This is a genomic window from Alicyclobacillus acidoterrestris, assembly GCF_022674245.1.
In the GTDB taxonomy this organism is placed as follows: domain Bacteria; phylum Bacillota; class Bacilli; order Alicyclobacillales; family Alicyclobacillaceae; genus Alicyclobacillus; species Alicyclobacillus acidoterrestris.
In genome coordinates, this window is the sequence record NZ_CP080467.1 from 2799951 (window position 1) to 2816049 (window position 16099).

At 53.4% G+C, this 16099-nt stretch carries 20 protein-coding genes and 1 riboswitch; of the genes, 7 read left to right on the forward strand and 13 right to left on the reverse strand.

Annotation, left to right across the window (positions count from 1 at the left end; all coding sequences use genetic code 11):
* The 4 genes from K1I37_RS13585 to cobT form a co-directional block, all read right to left on the reverse strand.
* Positions 1-795, reverse strand: coding sequence for an ABC transporter ATP-binding protein (locus tag K1I37_RS13585; protein ID WP_021297747.1), 795 nt, complete (start codon positions 793-795; stop codon positions 1-3).
* Between the two features lie 5 nt (positions 796-800).
* Positions 801-1817 (reverse strand): FecCD family ABC transporter permease, encoded by a 1017-nt coding sequence (locus tag K1I37_RS13590; protein ID WP_021297748.1) that lies wholly within the window; start codon positions 1815-1817, stop codon positions 801-803.
* Entirely contained in the window at positions 1814-2800 is a 987-nt protein-coding gene (locus K1I37_RS13595) for an ABC transporter substrate-binding protein (RefSeq protein ID WP_021297749.1), read from the reverse strand. Before K1I37_RS13595 ends, K1I37_RS13590 begins: the two co-directional genes overlap by 4 nt.
* 130 nt (positions 2801-2930) lie before the next feature.
* Positions 2931-3114: riboswitch (cobalamin riboswitch) on the reverse strand.
* Positions 3115-3146: 32 nt separating this feature from the next.
* On the reverse strand, positions 3147-5027 hold the full coding sequence (gene cobT / locus K1I37_RS21670) for a nicotinate-nucleotide--dimethylbenzimidazole phosphoribosyltransferase (RefSeq protein WP_021297750.1): 1881 nt from the start codon (positions 5025-5027) through the stop codon (positions 3147-3149).
* A 241-nt stretch (positions 5028-5268) separates the two neighbouring features.
* On the opposite strand from cobT, the gene K1I37_RS13610 reads away from it, so the two are divergent.
* From K1I37_RS13610 to K1I37_RS13625, 4 genes are all read left to right on the forward strand, one after another.
* Positions 5269-5610, forward strand: a complete 342-nt coding sequence (locus tag K1I37_RS13610; protein ID WP_021297751.1) for a winged helix-turn-helix transcriptional regulator — start codon at positions 5269-5271, stop codon at positions 5608-5610.
* 117 nt (positions 5611-5727) lie between these two features.
* On the forward strand, positions 5728-6198 hold the full coding sequence (queD, locus tag K1I37_RS13615) for a 6-carboxytetrahydropterin synthase QueD (protein WP_021297752.1): 471 nt from the start codon (positions 5728-5730) through the stop codon (positions 6196-6198).
* 5 nt (positions 6199-6203) lie between these two features.
* Entirely contained in the window at positions 6204-6965 is a 762-nt protein-coding gene (locus tag K1I37_RS13620) for a 7-carboxy-7-deazaguanine synthase QueE (protein WP_021297753.1), read from the forward strand.
* Between the two features lie 30 nt (positions 6966-6995).
* Positions 6996-7667, forward strand: a complete 672-nt coding sequence (locus K1I37_RS13625) for a haloacid dehalogenase type II (protein ID WP_021297754.1) — start codon at positions 6996-6998, stop codon at positions 7665-7667.
* A gap of 71 nt (positions 7668-7738) precedes the next feature.
* Here K1I37_RS13625 and K1I37_RS13630 read toward each other — a convergent pair whose 3' ends face one another.
* The gene (locus K1I37_RS13630; protein WP_021297755.1) at positions 7739-7933 is read right to left on the reverse strand and encodes an alpha/beta-type small acid-soluble spore protein; all 195 of its coding nucleotides are present in this window, start codon (positions 7931-7933) and stop codon (positions 7739-7741) included.
* Positions 7934-8174: 241 nt separating this feature from the next.
* Here K1I37_RS13630 and K1I37_RS13635 point away from each other — a divergent pair, with 241 nt between their 5' ends.
* The gene (locus K1I37_RS13635; RefSeq protein ID WP_161624376.1) at positions 8175-8846 is read left to right on the forward strand and encodes a polysaccharide deacetylase family protein; all 672 of its coding nucleotides are present in this window, start codon (positions 8175-8177) and stop codon (positions 8844-8846) included.
* A gap of 135 nt (positions 8847-8981) precedes the next feature.
* Here K1I37_RS13635 and K1I37_RS13640 read toward each other — a convergent pair whose 3' ends face one another.
* From K1I37_RS13640 to metA, 7 genes are all read right to left on the reverse strand, one after another.
* On the reverse strand, positions 8982-9899 hold the full coding sequence (locus tag K1I37_RS13640) for a DNA-3-methyladenine glycosylase family protein (RefSeq protein ID WP_021297757.1): 918 nt from the start codon (positions 9897-9899) through the stop codon (positions 8982-8984).
* Positions 9900-9986: 87 nt separating this feature from the next.
* Entirely contained in the window at positions 9987-10784 is a 798-nt protein-coding gene (gene lgt, locus K1I37_RS13645) for a prolipoprotein diacylglyceryl transferase (RefSeq protein WP_021297758.1), read from the reverse strand.
* A 78-nt stretch (positions 10785-10862) separates the two neighbouring features.
* Positions 10863-11195 (reverse strand): aspartyl-phosphate phosphatase Spo0E family protein, encoded by a 333-nt coding sequence (locus tag K1I37_RS13650; protein ID WP_021297759.1) that lies wholly within the window; start codon positions 11193-11195, stop codon positions 10863-10865.
* Positions 11196-11356: 161 nt separating this feature from the next.
* Positions 11357-11611 carry a hypothetical protein gene (locus tag K1I37_RS13655; protein WP_021297760.1) on the reverse strand — a complete coding sequence of 85 codons (255 nt, stop codon included), beginning with the start codon at positions 11609-11611 and terminating at the stop codon, positions 11357-11359.
* Between the two features lie 43 nt (positions 11612-11654).
* Complete coding sequence (locus K1I37_RS13660; RefSeq protein WP_146824450.1) at positions 11655-11978, reverse strand: hypothetical protein; 324 nt, start codon at positions 11976-11978, stop codon at positions 11655-11657.
* Between the two features lie 18 nt (positions 11979-11996).
* Positions 11997-12989: a cation diffusion facilitator family transporter gene (locus K1I37_RS13665; protein ID WP_021297762.1), complete on the reverse strand. Its 993-nt coding sequence runs from the start codon at positions 12987-12989 to the stop codon at positions 11997-11999.
* Positions 12990-13128: 139 nt separating this feature from the next.
* Positions 13129-14064 (reverse strand): homoserine O-acetyltransferase MetA, encoded by a 936-nt coding sequence (metA, locus tag K1I37_RS13670; RefSeq protein WP_021297763.1) that lies wholly within the window; start codon positions 14062-14064, stop codon positions 13129-13131.
* Positions 14065-14232: 168 nt separating this feature from the next.
* Here metA and K1I37_RS13675 point away from each other — a divergent pair, with 168 nt between their 5' ends.
* Positions 14233-14964: a four-helix bundle copper-binding protein gene (locus K1I37_RS13675; protein ID WP_021297764.1), complete on the forward strand. Its 732-nt coding sequence runs from the start codon at positions 14233-14235 to the stop codon at positions 14962-14964.
* Between the two features lie 54 nt (positions 14965-15018).
* On the opposite strand, the gene K1I37_RS13680 is transcribed toward K1I37_RS13675, so the two are convergent.
* A complete protein-coding gene (locus tag K1I37_RS13680) occupies positions 15019-15522 on the reverse strand; it encodes a GNAT family N-acetyltransferase (RefSeq protein ID WP_031219068.1) in 504 nt (167 codons plus the stop codon).
* 142 nt (positions 15523-15664) lie between these two features.
* Between K1I37_RS13680 and K1I37_RS13685 the strand changes: the two genes are divergently transcribed.
* The gene (locus K1I37_RS13685; protein WP_021297766.1) at positions 15665-16099 is read left to right on the forward strand and encodes a hypothetical protein; all 435 of its coding nucleotides are present in this window, start codon (positions 15665-15667) and stop codon (positions 16097-16099) included.

Consider the following 16099-nt stretch of genomic DNA (forward strand, 5'->3'; position numbering starts at 1 on the left):
TCACTTTCCAGTGTTGGCGCTGCCATTCGCACCGAGCGGGGCGAGGCTTAGGCGCGGGTGGTGATGAGTCGGATCGACAAACAACTGCGCACTCACGCGAAACACCTCAGCGAGCATGTCGCGCGTAAATACGCGTTCTACCGGACCGTGCGTGTAAAGCCGACCATCCTTGAGCACAAGGACTTCATCACAGAAACGCAATGCGAACTCAAGATGGTGGATGGCGATGACAATCAGATACCCTGCAGCTGCCAACTTGCGCAACTCTGTCAGGATATCCAGCTGATAAAAGACATCCAAATTCGAAATGGGCTCGTCCAGCAACAAAACAGGGCTCTCCTGCGCCAAACAGCGAGCGATACCCGCGCGCTGTCGCTCGCCGCCAGAGATGTGCTGCAGCGGCACCTCGGCTAGCGCCGTGAGCCCCATCAAGGCGAGCGCATCTTTTACCGCCAGGTGGTGATGCGTCGTATGGCTCGCCCAGATGGGTGCACGACTATAGCGCCCCATTTGAACGAACTCGGCGACCGTATACGGAATGTCCTCGGCGATACTCTGCGGCAGATACGAGATAAAACGCGCGCGTTGGCGAGGGGACAACTTTTTTAACGAAATGCCATCCACCTCTACATCGCCCCCCGTCGCTGGCAACAAGCCGACGATGGTCTTCAACAACGTGGACTTGCCTGCGCCATTCGGGCCGATGAGACCGACCACGCGGCCCCCCTGAAACGATGCGGTCAGCGGTTCTAGGATAGGCTGTTGCGACACATCACGTAACATCAACAACGACACTCGCATCAGCTCCTTTGCCATGCCCGCTGGCGCTGAAACAATAAATACAAAAAGAATGGGGCACCAAGGCACGCCGTGACAATCCCCACATTCAGTTCCACAGGTGAAAATGCCATACGCGCCACGAGATCAGATAGAGACAGCAAAATCGCGCCGCCCAGTGCCGAGGCAGGAATCAAGTATCGGTGGGTCGATCCGACAAACCCACGCAACAGATGGGGCACAATGAGACCGACAAACGATATGACACCGGTGGTGCTGACACAGACGGCCACCAACAATGCGCACATAGCAAGCGACAACTGCTTGATGCGTTGGACAGGAACACCCACACCTTCCGCGTGCTCCTCCCCCGTCAACATGATGTCGAGCGCCCATCCGATGACCAAAAAGACGACGAGTGACACGAAGACAAACACGGCCAGCAGCAGGACCTCCGACCAATTGCTGCCGTCGAGCCCCCCCATCAGCCAGAACAACATCTCCTCCATCGTCTGCAGCGGCGACAACGACAGAATCAACGTGATGATTGCACTGCAAAAGGAACTGACAGCGACACCTGCCAACAACAGCGCATATAAGTTCGTCCGTTGACGAACGGTCGCCAACCGATAGATGAGCACCACGACGCCGATGCCACAGATAAAAGCACCCACTGGCCGCACCCACAAGCGGGTCGTGCTGATGCCCAATTGAATCGTCAGAATGGCACCCATGGCGCTACCGCTCGAGACACCGATGACCCCAGGGTCAGACATCGGGTTCTTGAAGACAGCTTGCAGCACCGCGCCGGTCGTCGCGAGCGCCGCGCCCACCAACAGCGCCACCAATAGACGGGGCAAACGAATCGCCCCGACCACCAGCGCGTCCGTACTGTGCTGTCCCGTTACGTACGCAATGGTATCCGGGACAATTTGACGGATGGGAATCCCCATGGGTCCAATGCAAATTTCAAGAATGGACGCAATGACCAATCCGACAACGAGCACCACAAACGTCCACGTCGTGCGCCGCCTGCTCATTTCATAACCTGGATGTCTGGCAGTTTGACGTTCGGATGAATGTCCTTCGCCACATCAACCATACCTTTGACGACATACTGGGAAACACTCGACAAATCCGCGTCGGGCACCGCGTACAAACGGTGATTGCGAATGGCACTGACCGACTGCAACGCCTTATCCGAAGCCAACTTTTTCAAAAACGCCTTGTCCTCTTCCGAATCAATGATGACATCCGGGTTCATCTTGACAATTTCTTCATCCGATATTTTTTGCGTGCCATTTAAGCTGGCTGCCGCATTGATCCCGCCGGCCACAGTAATCACGTCGTTAAACGTCGTGTTCCGGCCTTCTGCGTAACCGTAGGAACTATAGTCCAGCACTTTCGGTTTCGTTTGACCCTTAACCGCCTGCTCAATCTTTTGCATGTTTTCGTTCATGTTCTGAACCAGCTTGTCCGCTTTCGCCGAAGCCCCGACCAATTGACCGACGACCTGAATGTTGTGTTCGATGCTATCAACCGACGTGAAATCGTTAAACTCATATACTGGCACACCCGCATTGCGAACCTGCGAAATGACACCAGCGTTCACGTAGGACGCCATTAGTACCAAATCTGGTTGAACGGAGAGCACCTTCTCCGCATCCACCTGCGACATCTGCGGAATGCCCTTCACTTGGTTGACCACATCGGAGTACGTCGGGTCACTCGAGAGGTTCGTCACCAGCGAAATTCGCGACTTGGGCACCAGAGACACGAGAATTTCATCCGTTCCCTCGGTCGTGGAGACAATGTGTTTCGGTAAGGCTGGAACCGTTACTTTCTCACCGGCATCATCAGTCAAAGTCACCGGGAACCCACTCCCCTGGGTCTGACCGGATTTACTTGTCGCCACCGCCGTTTGGTTATTGCTCGGATTTGCTGTTGTTCCACAACCACTAAGCGTGGCGGCCACAGCTGCCGCGGCACCTAGCATGGCTGCATACTGAACTTTATATTTCATGGATGGAACCCTCCTCAATCATGGAGCGTCCCAACGAGAAAAAGAAACACTCGCCTTGTTTGGCGAGTTGTCCGTCATGACCAGGCGAAGAACGCCCGTCATAGCCAAACAAACCTCTCCTCGAAGGTCAGCTCAAGCACGCTCTCAGGCAGGTCTCCTGGCTCGCAGCAACTTTCAAGTCCGCTTCCTTCCCATGGCAGAACCACAGTGGATCACGGCGATACACTGCATACAGTGGCGGGACCGCACCGGATTTTCACCGGTTTCCCTATTCTCTCTACCAGCGGTAGAGCACCTGACGAGTCATTGAATTCGTAACCCATCCTATTCGGCAACGTCCCAATTGTCAATTGCGCCTTTGCGTCCCCCAACGGTTTGCATAGACCACCTTCGCGAAGTCTCGCCGCGTTCCCCAGCCAACGCGCTCGAGCAGCGGGATATCCGGAAAATGCGGTGTGTAGCCGAGGGTGAGGAGGGCGGCAGGATCGACATCAGCCGGGATGCCGAGAATCTCGCGCACATCGGCCTTCTCGTAGATGCTCACCCAGCCCATGCCGACGCCCTCAGCGCGCGCCGCCAGCCACATATTCTGAATCGCACAGGCAGTGGACATCAGATCCGTCTCTGGAATGGTGTTGCGCCCGAGCACGTGCGGACCGCCGCGCGTCCCGTCGTTGGTCACACAAATCGTCAACGGCGCCTCCACCAACCCCTCCACTTTCAACCTTAAATAGTAGTCGCGCTTCGCGTCCGGATACGCCTCGCCCGCGCGGACCCGCTCCCGCTCGACAACCGCCTGAAGCGCCCGCAAAGTCTCCTTGTCGTCGATAACAATAAAATCCCAAGGCTGCATATAACCGACCGATGGCCCATGGTGGCCCGCCCGCAAAATGCGCTCGACGACGTCATCCGGCAATTTATCGGGCAAAAACACCCGGATATCCCGACGCGCGAGAATCGCTTTATAGACAGCGTCGATTTCCGCCTGTGTAAAATCACGGGCGACCGGCCTTGCATAACCCGCTGCATCGACATCGCTCCCTGTACGCGACTGGCTGGACGTCGTTTCATCCCGTGTTGCCACACGTACCGCATTCGCCGCATGACTGTCAGCCGGGCGCGTGGCACGCGCAAGATCAGCAGCATGTGGATTGCTCACGCGGGCATCGGCGAATGTGGCGGTTTCGGCCATCACCGCGAGCGCACTCGTGATGACGGGCCATGCCATCAACGCACCCGTTCCCTCACCGACGCGCAGTCCGAGATGAAGCAGCGGATCGCAGCCGAGTGCTTCGAGGATGGCACGATGCGCCGGCTCGGGCGATTGGTGCCCGGCAATCAGGTAGTCGGCCACATGTGGTTGTAATTTCGCTGCCCACAAGGCACTGACGCCAGCAAGTAATCCGTCGAGCACAACTGGAATACGGTGTGACGCAGCTTCCAGCATCGCGCCTGCCATCGCGACCAGCTCGAAACCGCCAAACTGTTCCATTAAGCGAACCCATCCGTCTGGTGATTGTACGTCCTCACTCATGTACCAGCGATGCACCACATGTTCAATCAGTTCGCGCTTCCTTCGCAGTCTCTCCGCATCAACACCCGTGCCCCTGCCGACCACCGCCTCAACGGGCAGCTCAAGCAAAACGGCCGCAAGGGCGCTTGCTGCCGACGTGTTGCCAATTCCCATCTCGCCAAGGAGAATGCAGTCGCAACCGTTCTCCACCGCCGCTTTGACTTCGTCAATCCCCACCTGCAAGGCCTGCCACAATTCTTGCCTGTTCATCGCTGGACCTTGCGTAAAATCTGCAGTGCCATGCGCTACCTTGCGGACAATGACGCGCGGATGCCGCACAGACCTCGCGACCCCAACGTCGACAATCCGAACCGGCATACCATATTGTCGCGCCAGGACCGCACTCGTCGAGGTACCCATGGCAATATTCACAGTCATTTCTTCAGTGACCTTCGCCTCATAGCGGGACACCTCGTGTGCCATGGCCACGCCGTGATCAGCTGCAAAGACGAGAAAGTGCGGATGAATCAACGCGGGAATCATTCGCGCCTGGATAGCCGCGATGCGACAAATGAGTGGTTCTAACTGGCCGAGGCTCCCAAGCGGTTTGGTGAGATTATCGAGCCTATCCTGCGCGAGTTCGGCCACATCTCCCGCGACCGGCTGGACACTTGGCAAGTGCTGCTGAAGCGTTTCAAAGTGTTGGTCTGACACAGTTTTTCTCCTCATTTTCCCATCTAAATGACATGCACACGATAACCATATCGTCAGGCATGATAGATATATTCGGCTTCTGGTACTCTAGGTGTAACAGATGCGTTTGCGTCATGCAACGGCAAGGCGTATGGACAACGAGTGAAATCAGCAACAAACACGACAAAAATATAGAAAGTTACTATATCCGTTCACATGGATGGGGGATTGTGTGTTAAAATGGCTACAGGAGATGATGGTCATGGGAAACCATGAACAGCTGTGCCCTAAATTTGAGTCGGCGTTCGCATTACTCGGAAAGCGCTGGACAGGACTCATTATCCGAGTCCTCATGCAGGGCCCAAAGCGGTTCAAAGATATATCCGAGATGATTCCAAACATGAGTGACCGGATGCTCGCGGAGCGCTTCAAAGAACTTGAACGAGCTGGCATTTTGATTCGCAATGTATATCCGGAAACCCCTGTTCGTATTGAGTACGAACTAACCGCGAAGGGCAAGGCTCTGGAACCCGTGATGGATGCAGTCCAAGCATGGGGCGACGAGTGGTTGTCCCCCGAAGAAGTCGCTCGGGAACGCGTTTAATGTTTTCTTGATGTGATTGATTTTGTGCAGTTCCAATCAGATAATGCACGACAAACGAGGCCCCAGCATTGGGGCTTCCTTTATGTTTTCTCCAAAAAATCGAGGAGGGATTGACCGGTGGGCGTGTACCGAATCCCCAGTCAGCTACAACAGCTAGGTCAAGACATCACGGAGCATCAACTTGCCTACCATCGGCGCCGTGTGGCGCTGACCAAAGAATTCACCTTTGATGCAGCGCACCATTTACATCTATATGAAGGAAAGTGCAAGAACCTGCACGGACACACCTATCGACTCGTCATCACCGTGAGTGGCTTCATCAACGAAATCGGACTCGTGATTGACTTTGCAGACTTAAAGCGAATTTATCAGACGACAATTGAAGAAAAACTAGATCACCAATATCTCAACGAGGTGCTCCCCCCGATGAACACATCGGCCGAAAACATGATTGTTTGGATGTGGGAGCAACTGGACTCGGCACTGCGCAAGGAAACCGCACCCGCACAGGAAATTCGTCTGGAAGAATTGGTCTTGTACGAAACCCCGACGAGCTACGCCACGTTGAAACGAGCGTGGATGGAGTGACGGATATGACAACGAGTACGCAGCGCAGCTACGATTGGCGACCAACGTATAGACAAGCCAGAGACACAAATCCATTGGCATTGACACTGCCGATGGTGGAAATTTTCCAAACGGTCGAAGGCGAAGGCACACGGGCCGGATTCCCGACGGTCTTTGTCCGCGTCTTTCACTGCAACCTACGGTGCACCTGGTGCGATACACCATACAGCTATGCACCGGCGAAGCCAGAATTCGAGGCGACCATCGCGGACATCGCACAAAGAGCTGCGGCGTATGGCTGGGAGAACGTCTGCCTCACTGGCGGGGAGCCGCTGATTCATCGGCACAAGTCCCAATTCCTCATTGAGGCACTCGCTGCCGTGGAGCATATTCAGGATATTCATATTGAGACAAACGGCGCCATCGACGTCCGACCGTTTGCTGAACTCCGCGCTAGCCAAGCACAATTACGGGAAAAAGTTCGATTTATCGTGGACTATAAGCTGCCAGCCAGCGGTGAAATGGACAAGATGGTTCACCATCATCTATCCGCCCTTGAGCCGCAGGACGAACTGAAGTTTGTCATCGCCAATGATGATGACTTCGAGACGGCTGTCGACGTGCTGTCGCGTTATCGCCCGCGCGCGACTGCGTTATTCAGTCCAGTCTGGGAGACGATGCCGCCAGATAAGCTCGTCGAAAAAATCCTGAATGCGGGACTTAAACGAGTCAAACTCAATCTACAAATTCACAAAGTGATTTGGGATCCGGCCGCTCGCGGCGTGTAATGACGTTGTAACAAGAAAGGGCGTGTGAAGATGGCGGCTATCGTATTCGACTCTTACGGTACCTTGTTCGATATCGACGCTTTGGTGCCCCCGATTGCCGAGTGCACCGGCGTCGCGACCCACGAAGCAAAGCGAATTGCTCTGTCGTGGCGCCGTCAGCAACTGGACTATGCGTGGAACAGCGTGTTGATGAACCGCTTTATGGATTTTGACAAAGTGACCGAAGCTGCGCTTCGATTCGCACTGTGTGACGCAGGACTTGACGAAGACCAGGTACAAACCGTCGTACCAACACTCGTGCAGGCTCATCAAACACTGCCATTGTTCGACGACGTGCGGCCAACACTCGCCACACTGAGCGCACAGCACAAGTTGCTCATGCTGTCCAACGGCACGTTCCGCTCGCTGCAGACACTGACCAATACGCAGGGTATCCTGTTCGATTTTGACTATATTCTCAGCACCGAGCCAATCCGTACATACAAACCTGCTCGCGCAGCTTATCAATTGGTGTTGGATACGCTCGCGTGTGAGAAGTCGGAGGTCGTGTACGTCTCGGGGAATCATTGGGATGTGACAGGCGCGAAAGCCTTTGGCTTCAAAGCCTATTGGCTAAACCGCACGGGGCGCGCAGCCGATGTTATCCCTCCCACGCCGGACGGCCAAATTACCTCACTCCACGCGCTCGTCGAACTGCTGTAGCCATCGTATCCCACCAGAAAGGGCCGTCACCGATAGGTGACGGCCCTTTGTTCTGCACGAACTGTTGAAGCTTAGCGGCCAGAGAGCGATTGCTCAGCAAAAGCTACCAAGCGCTTCGTGATTTCTCCACCAACCGAACCGTTTTCGCGAGAAGTTGTTTCAGCACCCAACTGAACGCCAAATTCCGACGCAATTTCGTACTTCATCTGATTGAGAGCCTGCTCTGCCTGTGGAATCAGCTTGTCGTTGTTGTTGTTGTTTGCCATTGTGTACTCCTCCTTATCGGTATTGGTGATGACAAGCCATATTGTGAGTCAGCACAGAGCAGCTTATACGCTCACCCAGCACATGGGAAACGATGTAAATTAACAAACCAGACATCGAGCAATTTGTTGCACCGCCCACACATGATTCATCAATAATAGGTAATCATGAACTCACAACCAACTATATTGTTCACTCAAGGGGGAACTGTCGATGCAGCGAACTTTGAGGAGATGCATGGATTTGAGGAAATGCATTCTAGGGATCGTGTGCAGCCTGGTCATGGTCGGCTTTGTCCTAGGCCCAACACAAACCATCGATGCCCAGGTGCTGCGTCAAATTGGCCACGACAAAACCGTCTATTTGACATTTGACGATGGTCCAAGCAAACGTTACACCCCACAAATTCTCGACATCTTAAGCGCTAAACACGTTCCAGCGACATTTTTTGTACTGGGATTCCGAGTGCGCGAGTTCCCAGCTATCGCGAGACGATTGGTCGTCGAGGGACACGAAATCGGCAACCATGGGTATCAACACGATTTTCTTCCAGAGAAAACTGCAGCATGGGTGGCCCAGGACGTCAAGCGGACCGACGGAACGATTCACCAAGTGACTGGCAGCTATCCAAAGTACTATCGGCCGCCGGGCGGACTGATTACAGATAACGAGGCGAAGTCAATCGTTTCACTAGGCCATCCGGTCATCCTTTGGACAGTCGACTCGGAGGATTGGAAGGCGAACAGCGCCGATAAAATTATCCGTCACGTGATGGATCAGATTCAGCCAGGCGCAGTGATTCTCATGCACGACGGTGTATCAAACAGCCGCTACACCGTAGAGGCTTTGCCAAAAATCATCGACGCGCTTCGCGCACAAGGGTACCATTTTGCACGACTCCCCCAGAGTTTGTGACAGTTGTGTGAAAACCCATCTTTTACAAACTATAGTTTCATCCACCACTTGCCCTATCTAGCACCAGATGCTAACATTTGAGTGCACAGAAATACCCCGCTTGTCGGCAGCGTGATCGAACACGTTGCCGTTTTTTTATTCAGGCGAATTCCCCCCTGTCTCGAGGTGCCTTCGACTGCACCAGAGAATATGTGCGGCGTAACTGCGATACGGGCTCCAGGCTTCTGCCATGTCCGCAGCCTGTTCGATACTTGGTCTCACGCCGCCACACAGACGCCCGATAGCATCCAACAACCCGACATCCTGTGCGGGAAAAATATCGGGGCGCCGGAGGGAAAATAACGCACAGCACTGCGCAGTCCAGCGGCCAACACCTCGAATTTGACAAAGATAAGTGATGAGGTCTTCATCTTCCATCCAATCGAGATTGTTCGCACTCAAGTCAATTTGCCCATCCGCCACCATCTTCGCCAGATTCACAATATACTGCGCCTTGCGCTCGCTAAACTGCAAGGTCCGCAACGTATCGACAGAGAGTCTCGCCACATCCGACGCCTTCGGAAATACGTCTAGCGTCTCACACCCGATATCCACCTTGTGCCCCACGAGCTGAATCAACCTGTTCGTGAGCGTCGTTGCAAATGCTACGTTCACCTGTTGACCAACCATCATGCGCACCAAGCAACAGAATGAATCGACATCGCGCTGCAAGTGCAGCCCACGCAGGGCATGAACGACTGGTTTCAACACAGGGTCTTGGCACAGCCGTGACATCGCCATTTCGTAGTCAGTATCGAGATCGAGCCAGTGGCGAACGAGGGGAAGAAGCTGCTTTGCGCCTTTTTCGTCTTCCGTCTCCATGATGAGTTTTTCAGCTTGTTTATCCACACGAATACGAACGCCAATTGGTTCGTCTGCAATCCAAAACGCCCTCGCAACCACGGGGGCTTCGGCTGTTCCCAGAACTTTTACATCCCCGATGCCAAAGATGTTTCGTCGCACGGTGGATGCAAAATTGAACGACGCCGGTATGTCTACTTCCAATTGATGCACTTCATTCCCTCCTGTCCCCAGTGTCATGACCGGGAATGAAAAACGGAGTACCCGAAAGTACTCCGCAAACATTTCGCATATATCCAGTTAGAGGCCAAGCGGCGTCTTCTGCTTTGACTTACGAAACACCCAAATGGCGAGTATTACGCCGACGAGTACCGTTGCCAACGCCGTCCACTGCGCCGCATCCCAGCCAAATACACCACGTGGCGAATCACCGCGCAACATTTCCAAGAAGAATCGACAAATGTTGTACACGATGAGGTAGTACACAAATGCAAAGCCCCTCGGCCACCCCTTCTTCCGTTGCAACAGGACGAACAAAAGGGCCATCAGAACAATGTCAACCTGTGCCTCCCAAATCACCGCCGGCCACAACGGCTGATTGCCGTACTGCTGTCTGGCCAACGTATCTGCCGGAAAGAGCACACCAAAGTTTTGATGTGTCGGAGCACCATATGCACTTCCGTTCATAAAGTCCGCATCGCGCCCGATACTCTGTCCTAATAAAATACCCGGCGTCGCGATATCCGCAAAGTGAAAAAAGCTCAGCTTTTTTCTCACCAAGTAAATGATGGCCGCAATCAGAGCGCCAATGATACCACCCTGAATCGACAATCCACCATTCCAGATTTGAATAATTTGACCGGGATACTGCGAATAGTAACCCCAATCGAAGAAGAACACTTGCCAGAACCGAGCACCCAAAATGCCGCCTACCAGACACAAAGGCCCGAGGCTCCACCAGTGCTCAGCATCTCCGGGGTTCCCTTTGGTCTTAGCAAAATACAGGGTTATCCCCAAGCCCAACAGGAAAGCCAGGGCAAATACTGTACTGTAAGACCGAACGGGGAACGCACCAATGTGAAACCAATACGAATGCACGTCGACTGTCACATCCTTATTTCGTCGGCAGAATCTATGTACGTAGTCAGCGTACCTTGTCCAAACAGCCGCGTCAACTCAGCGCGTCGACTGCTTGTACATCTTCACTGACCCCTGCCCGCCAACCATCCGCAAATGCCGGCGCGACCACCGCCGCAGGAGCCAAACCGGATACCGCGGTTCATTCCCCGCAGCAATCTGTGGCCATGACGGTGTTGCAGACTCACCGCTGCGCGGCGCTGCCTCCGCCTCTGCGCGATGCCTCTGATCTTGAACTAAAAATCGGTCGAGCTGCTGGCTCAATTGAATGACATCCTGGTGCAACAAATCGCCGGTCGCCTGTGCGCGCAATATCATTTTATTGCGCAAGTATTCGATCACACTGATCGTTCTGGTGTCCCCGTTGGTCATTGTTCTCCTCCACCTACATGAGCAATCAACGATCAACAGTATACGACGAATTATGCCTGACAAATGTGACGAACAATCGGCGAATTCGTTACATGTTTGTCGAAGAGGGTCGATTGTGTCTGACAATTCAAATAAATGACGGTGCGTACACAAACTGTACGCTAAAAGTGTGTAATCCGGACGATGACCGAGACAATCACGCCGGCCAGTACAGGTGCACCATGCTGAATGTACAAGTCGCCCCGAAATAGCCGCCGTTGCAGCAGATACGTCCGCCCAGTGCTCAACGCGCCAAACACAAATACACAGGTTGCAATCGTCAGTGCAACCGTCGAATCTCCAGAAAGTAATCTGGTCACTGCCCAGGCGATGAACGCCGCAATCAGGCCAGCGAATAACCGAATTGAAGGGTTCATGCCAGTCCGTCCTCTCCATAGCCAGCCAAGTTATTCCGAAACATCAAGATACGCCTGAGTTGAATGTCATCACCAAATACGTAAAACCGATGACGACAATGGCAATGAATGTGCCACCCGCCAGTGCAGCCCCCCGCATCCAACGCTCGTCGCTGAAGGATGCGTGCAATAGCAGGGTGAGCTGTAAAATCACCTGAATCAGCGCCATGGCCAAAACGATGAAGACCATGACCGTACCGGGAAGATGTAACCCGAGTGCCACTAAAAGCGCCAATCCGGTCAACGCGACACAAATGAAAAACGCCCCGACATAACGCCATGGAAATGGCGCGTCCGAGGAACTCCCAGGTTCCTGATACAAATTCAACACAATCCACCTCCGTTTCTAATGGTCGCTCTCGTGATGATGATGTTCACCACTCTGATCCTGCGCTTTACACAACGCCCGATTGTCGTGGGGATGACTGCCATCCTCAATCTGAATCGTGACATGCCCAATACCAAAGTGGGCCAAACAGTGTTCCGCGTCGCGAAGAATCTGCTGACTCTCGCGTATCGTCATATTTCCATCGAGCACAGCGTGACAACTCAGTGCGTTTTGACCGTTCGTGATAGCCCACACGTGCACGTCGTGCACATCATGAATACCCGGTACTGCCTTGAGTTTGCCGACAACTTCGCGAAAGTCTATCGTCTGAGGCGTAGCCTCCATCAAAATCTTTATCGTCTGGCGAACGATTCTCCAGGCGCCAAACGCAATGAACAGTGCAATGGCAATGCTCAAGAGCGGATCAACCAAATACCAATGGGTCAACAATATCACGATGCCCGCTACGATCACGCCGGCAGACGCCGCAGCGTCGCCAAGCATATGCAAGACTGCGCTTCGCACGTTCAGGTTTTCTTCGTCGCGCATTCCTGCCGCCAAGTACAAATTGATGCAAATCCCCACCGCGGCACTGACAAACATCCACAGGCTATGAACGGCGCTTGGGTGCTCTAGCCGATGATACGCCTCCCACAAAATCCACAATGTAATGGCAATCAGCGTCAACCCGTTGAGCAGCGCCGCTAAGATTCCCCACCTGGCGTAACCGAACGTCATCTTTTCATCGGCCGGCTTCACGGACTGCCGCAACGCAAACCAAGACAGCCCGATGGCGAATACGTCTGTCAAGACGTGCCCCGCATCCGACATTAATGCCAAGCTGTGAGAAATCGCACCACCAGCCAACTCTACAATGAGAATGATACAAGTCAGTGCAAATGCCCTGCCCATTTTCCCAGCCGGGGCATGTGTATGAAGAATATCACCGTGATCATGATGGTGTCCGTGGTCTCCGGGCCCGTGGTGATGATGCGCATGTTCGCGCGCCATACGCTATAAATCCCCCCTCCAAAGCAAGAACCGGACGCATGTATCTATCAAATGACACAAACACCGCGAGCCTTCTTATCTTCCTTGTCCCCTTGTTCCTCATCGCCTAAACATCGCACGGTGACTTGGCCGCCAAATTTCAGCCAATCGACAATGGATGTTTGATACGACCGCTTAAATCATAGGGCGTCTCTTGGTACACGCAATAGTTGAGCCAGTTTGCGAACAACAGATTGGCGTGTGAGCGCCACTGATGCTTCGGCGTGCGCGTTGCGTCGTCATTCGGATAGTAATTTTTCGGAAGTGGAACCGGAAGTCCACGCTCCACGTCGCGCTGATATTCGGTCGCCAACGTCAAGGCGTCGTACTCCGCGTGACCGGTTACAAAAATCTGCCGAGCGTCCGGGGTAGCGACGAGAAACACACCAGCCTCTTCCGACTCGGACAAGATATCCAAACCGCCGACGGCTTCAATGTCCTGCCTTCGCACATCCGTGTGCCGAGAATGCGGCACGAAAAACGTGTCGTCAAACCCACGGGTCAGATTACATCGAATGTTGACCGTATGTTCAAAGACACCAAACAGTTTCTCAGGCAATGGATACTTCGGAATCTGATAATGGTAGTACAAAGCCGCCTGTGCCGCCCAACAGATATGCAAAGTCGAGGTGACCGACTCTTTCGTCCACTCGAGAATGTCACAAAGTTCCGCCCAGTATCCCACTTCTTCAAAATCCATATGCTCTACCGGCGCACCCGTGATAATCATGCCATCGTATGCTTGCTTCTGAACGTCTTCAAACGTCTGATAAAACTCAGTCAGGTGCTCTACCGAGGTATTTTTCGCCACGTGCGAGCGCATCCGCAATAGGGTCACTTCCACTTGTAGCGGGGAGTTCCCGAGCAGGCGGAGCAATTGCGTCTCGGTCACTTCTTTTATCGGCATTAAATTCAAAATTAATATACGAAGCGGGCGAATGTCCTGCTGAAAAGCCCGTTGTTCTCCCATTACGAAAATGTGCTCAGACTGCAAGATTTCCTTTGCTGGTAAATGGTCTGGAATTTTAATCGGCATGTTCTCTCACCATTCTTTCATGTGGTCTTGCCACATTGGCTTCGTTCAGTTTAGCACACTTTTCACAATTCCAGTGTCCTTCTGCCCAAACGCGTTGTGGGCGGGCACACGCAGTGTCGTTCCTGCATTAACTGGGTGTGGAATGAAGACTCGTAAGGAGGATACACGGTGCCAAACGAAAATTACCACGAGCAAGATTTCGATTTCACGTCGCAATTTCGCAGTGAAGGAAAACCACCAGAACAGCCATCGGAGAAGCCTATACACCAACCAAAGAAAGCTTATCATCAGCCGCCGAAGAAACAAGTCCCTTGGGAGGAATCCCCTTCGTCACCAGACATGCAAGTATCGATGGAGATAGAGTCCGAGCCATCTCCCATGTACCACGTGAAAAAACCGATGAAGCCACACGTTCAACCCAAATACAAGCCACCTATCGCGCAACCAAAACCGCAGCCGAAAGCACAGCCTCAACAGACTGAGTTCATGTATATGCAGTACGAATACGAATTTGAAGAGGAGAAATTGGAGTTCGATCCCGGCCTCTTCGCCGTACACCCTATTCACCAATGTCCGAACATCTGTGAGCAAGTCAAAGACTGCATGTTGACGTGTGAACGGACGCTCCACATGCTGATGTGCCGTCCAGATGCGTATATGCGCGCAAGGCAAATCGCCATGTTGCAAGACTGCGTCGAGGTATGCCAGCTGACCACTCGGCAAATTGCACGGCGGAGCCCTATGCTCAAACTCACGCTCCGATACTGTGCAAAAGTCTGCCAAATGTGCGCGCACGAATGTATGCGACTGCCTGATCCCGAATCGCAGAATTGCTGCCGTATCAGCCTACACTGCGCAAAAATTTGCGAAAAGTTTTTGAAGTGCCAGAAGTGGGCCTAAAACAGCACCGCCCTCTGCACAGACTGCAGAGGGCGGTTCCATAGAAACATCCTTTCAGCGAGCTTCGCTGTGCTCCGCGAACGGCGTGACGTCACGCCAGAGATGAACCAAATCTCGACATTGTAAGCCGTTCTCGAATATCGGCTCTGCATAGTTCTGAACAAAAAAGTCGTGTTCGATGTGCGACATACGAAAACCGAGTTTCTGATACAGTCGCAACTGCGAAAAACTGGAGTTCCCTGTCGCAATCTCCAGTCGCGAGACGCGATGTTTCCGACACACATCTTCCATCACCGCGCGCAACATCCGTTGACCAATGCCTCTCTGCTGCCACGCCTCTGACACCGCAACGTTCACAATCTCCATCGTGCGCGGCCGCGTCGGCAATACCGCACAAACCCCGATGATATCACTCGGCACCCGCTCCGCCACGTAGACGATACTCCTCGACAGATAGCTCTCAATCACGTCCACGGACGGATCGGCCAGCAACAACAAATCCATCGGTGCCGGCTCCGCAGCCCGCAACGTTCGTATCCAAACATCAATCTCAGCCACGTCAGTTCCCCCCACAAAGCGCATCTTCCACACGATCACGACCGTTATGCTCCACTCGCCGCAATACCCAACAGCTTGTCTCTCGAAATGTAGGACAGGGTTCTCACCTGTTTGCATATACATCCAGAAGGAGGTGGGACATGTGTTGTGGCTCCTTTGCATCACACTGCCAATCGCCCTTTCCGAAACCTGTCTGTTGTACGGGCTATTGAAGCGGCCTGCTTCCCGCCGCGCGAGTGCTGCACCGATACCGGATGAATTGCGGCGTTTGCTCCACTCCGGACTACTGCGCTTTACATTTTCCATTCAACTCGTGATGGAATTGTGCACGGGCAGCAAGACAGCGGGGTGCATCATGAGCTTCGTCTTTGGCATTGCAGCGGGCCTGATGATAGATGAGCACAGAAGTCTCAAAGGCATGTCCGACACCCTCATGAATGTATTCATGGGCATCTCGATGGGCATCTTTCTCATCGGACACATTCCTATTGCACTCACACTCTTACTCATCTCACCCGTGTTTCTGTCGAGCGGTTTTACATTGTTACATACCATCCGGCACGGGTATCACAGTTAA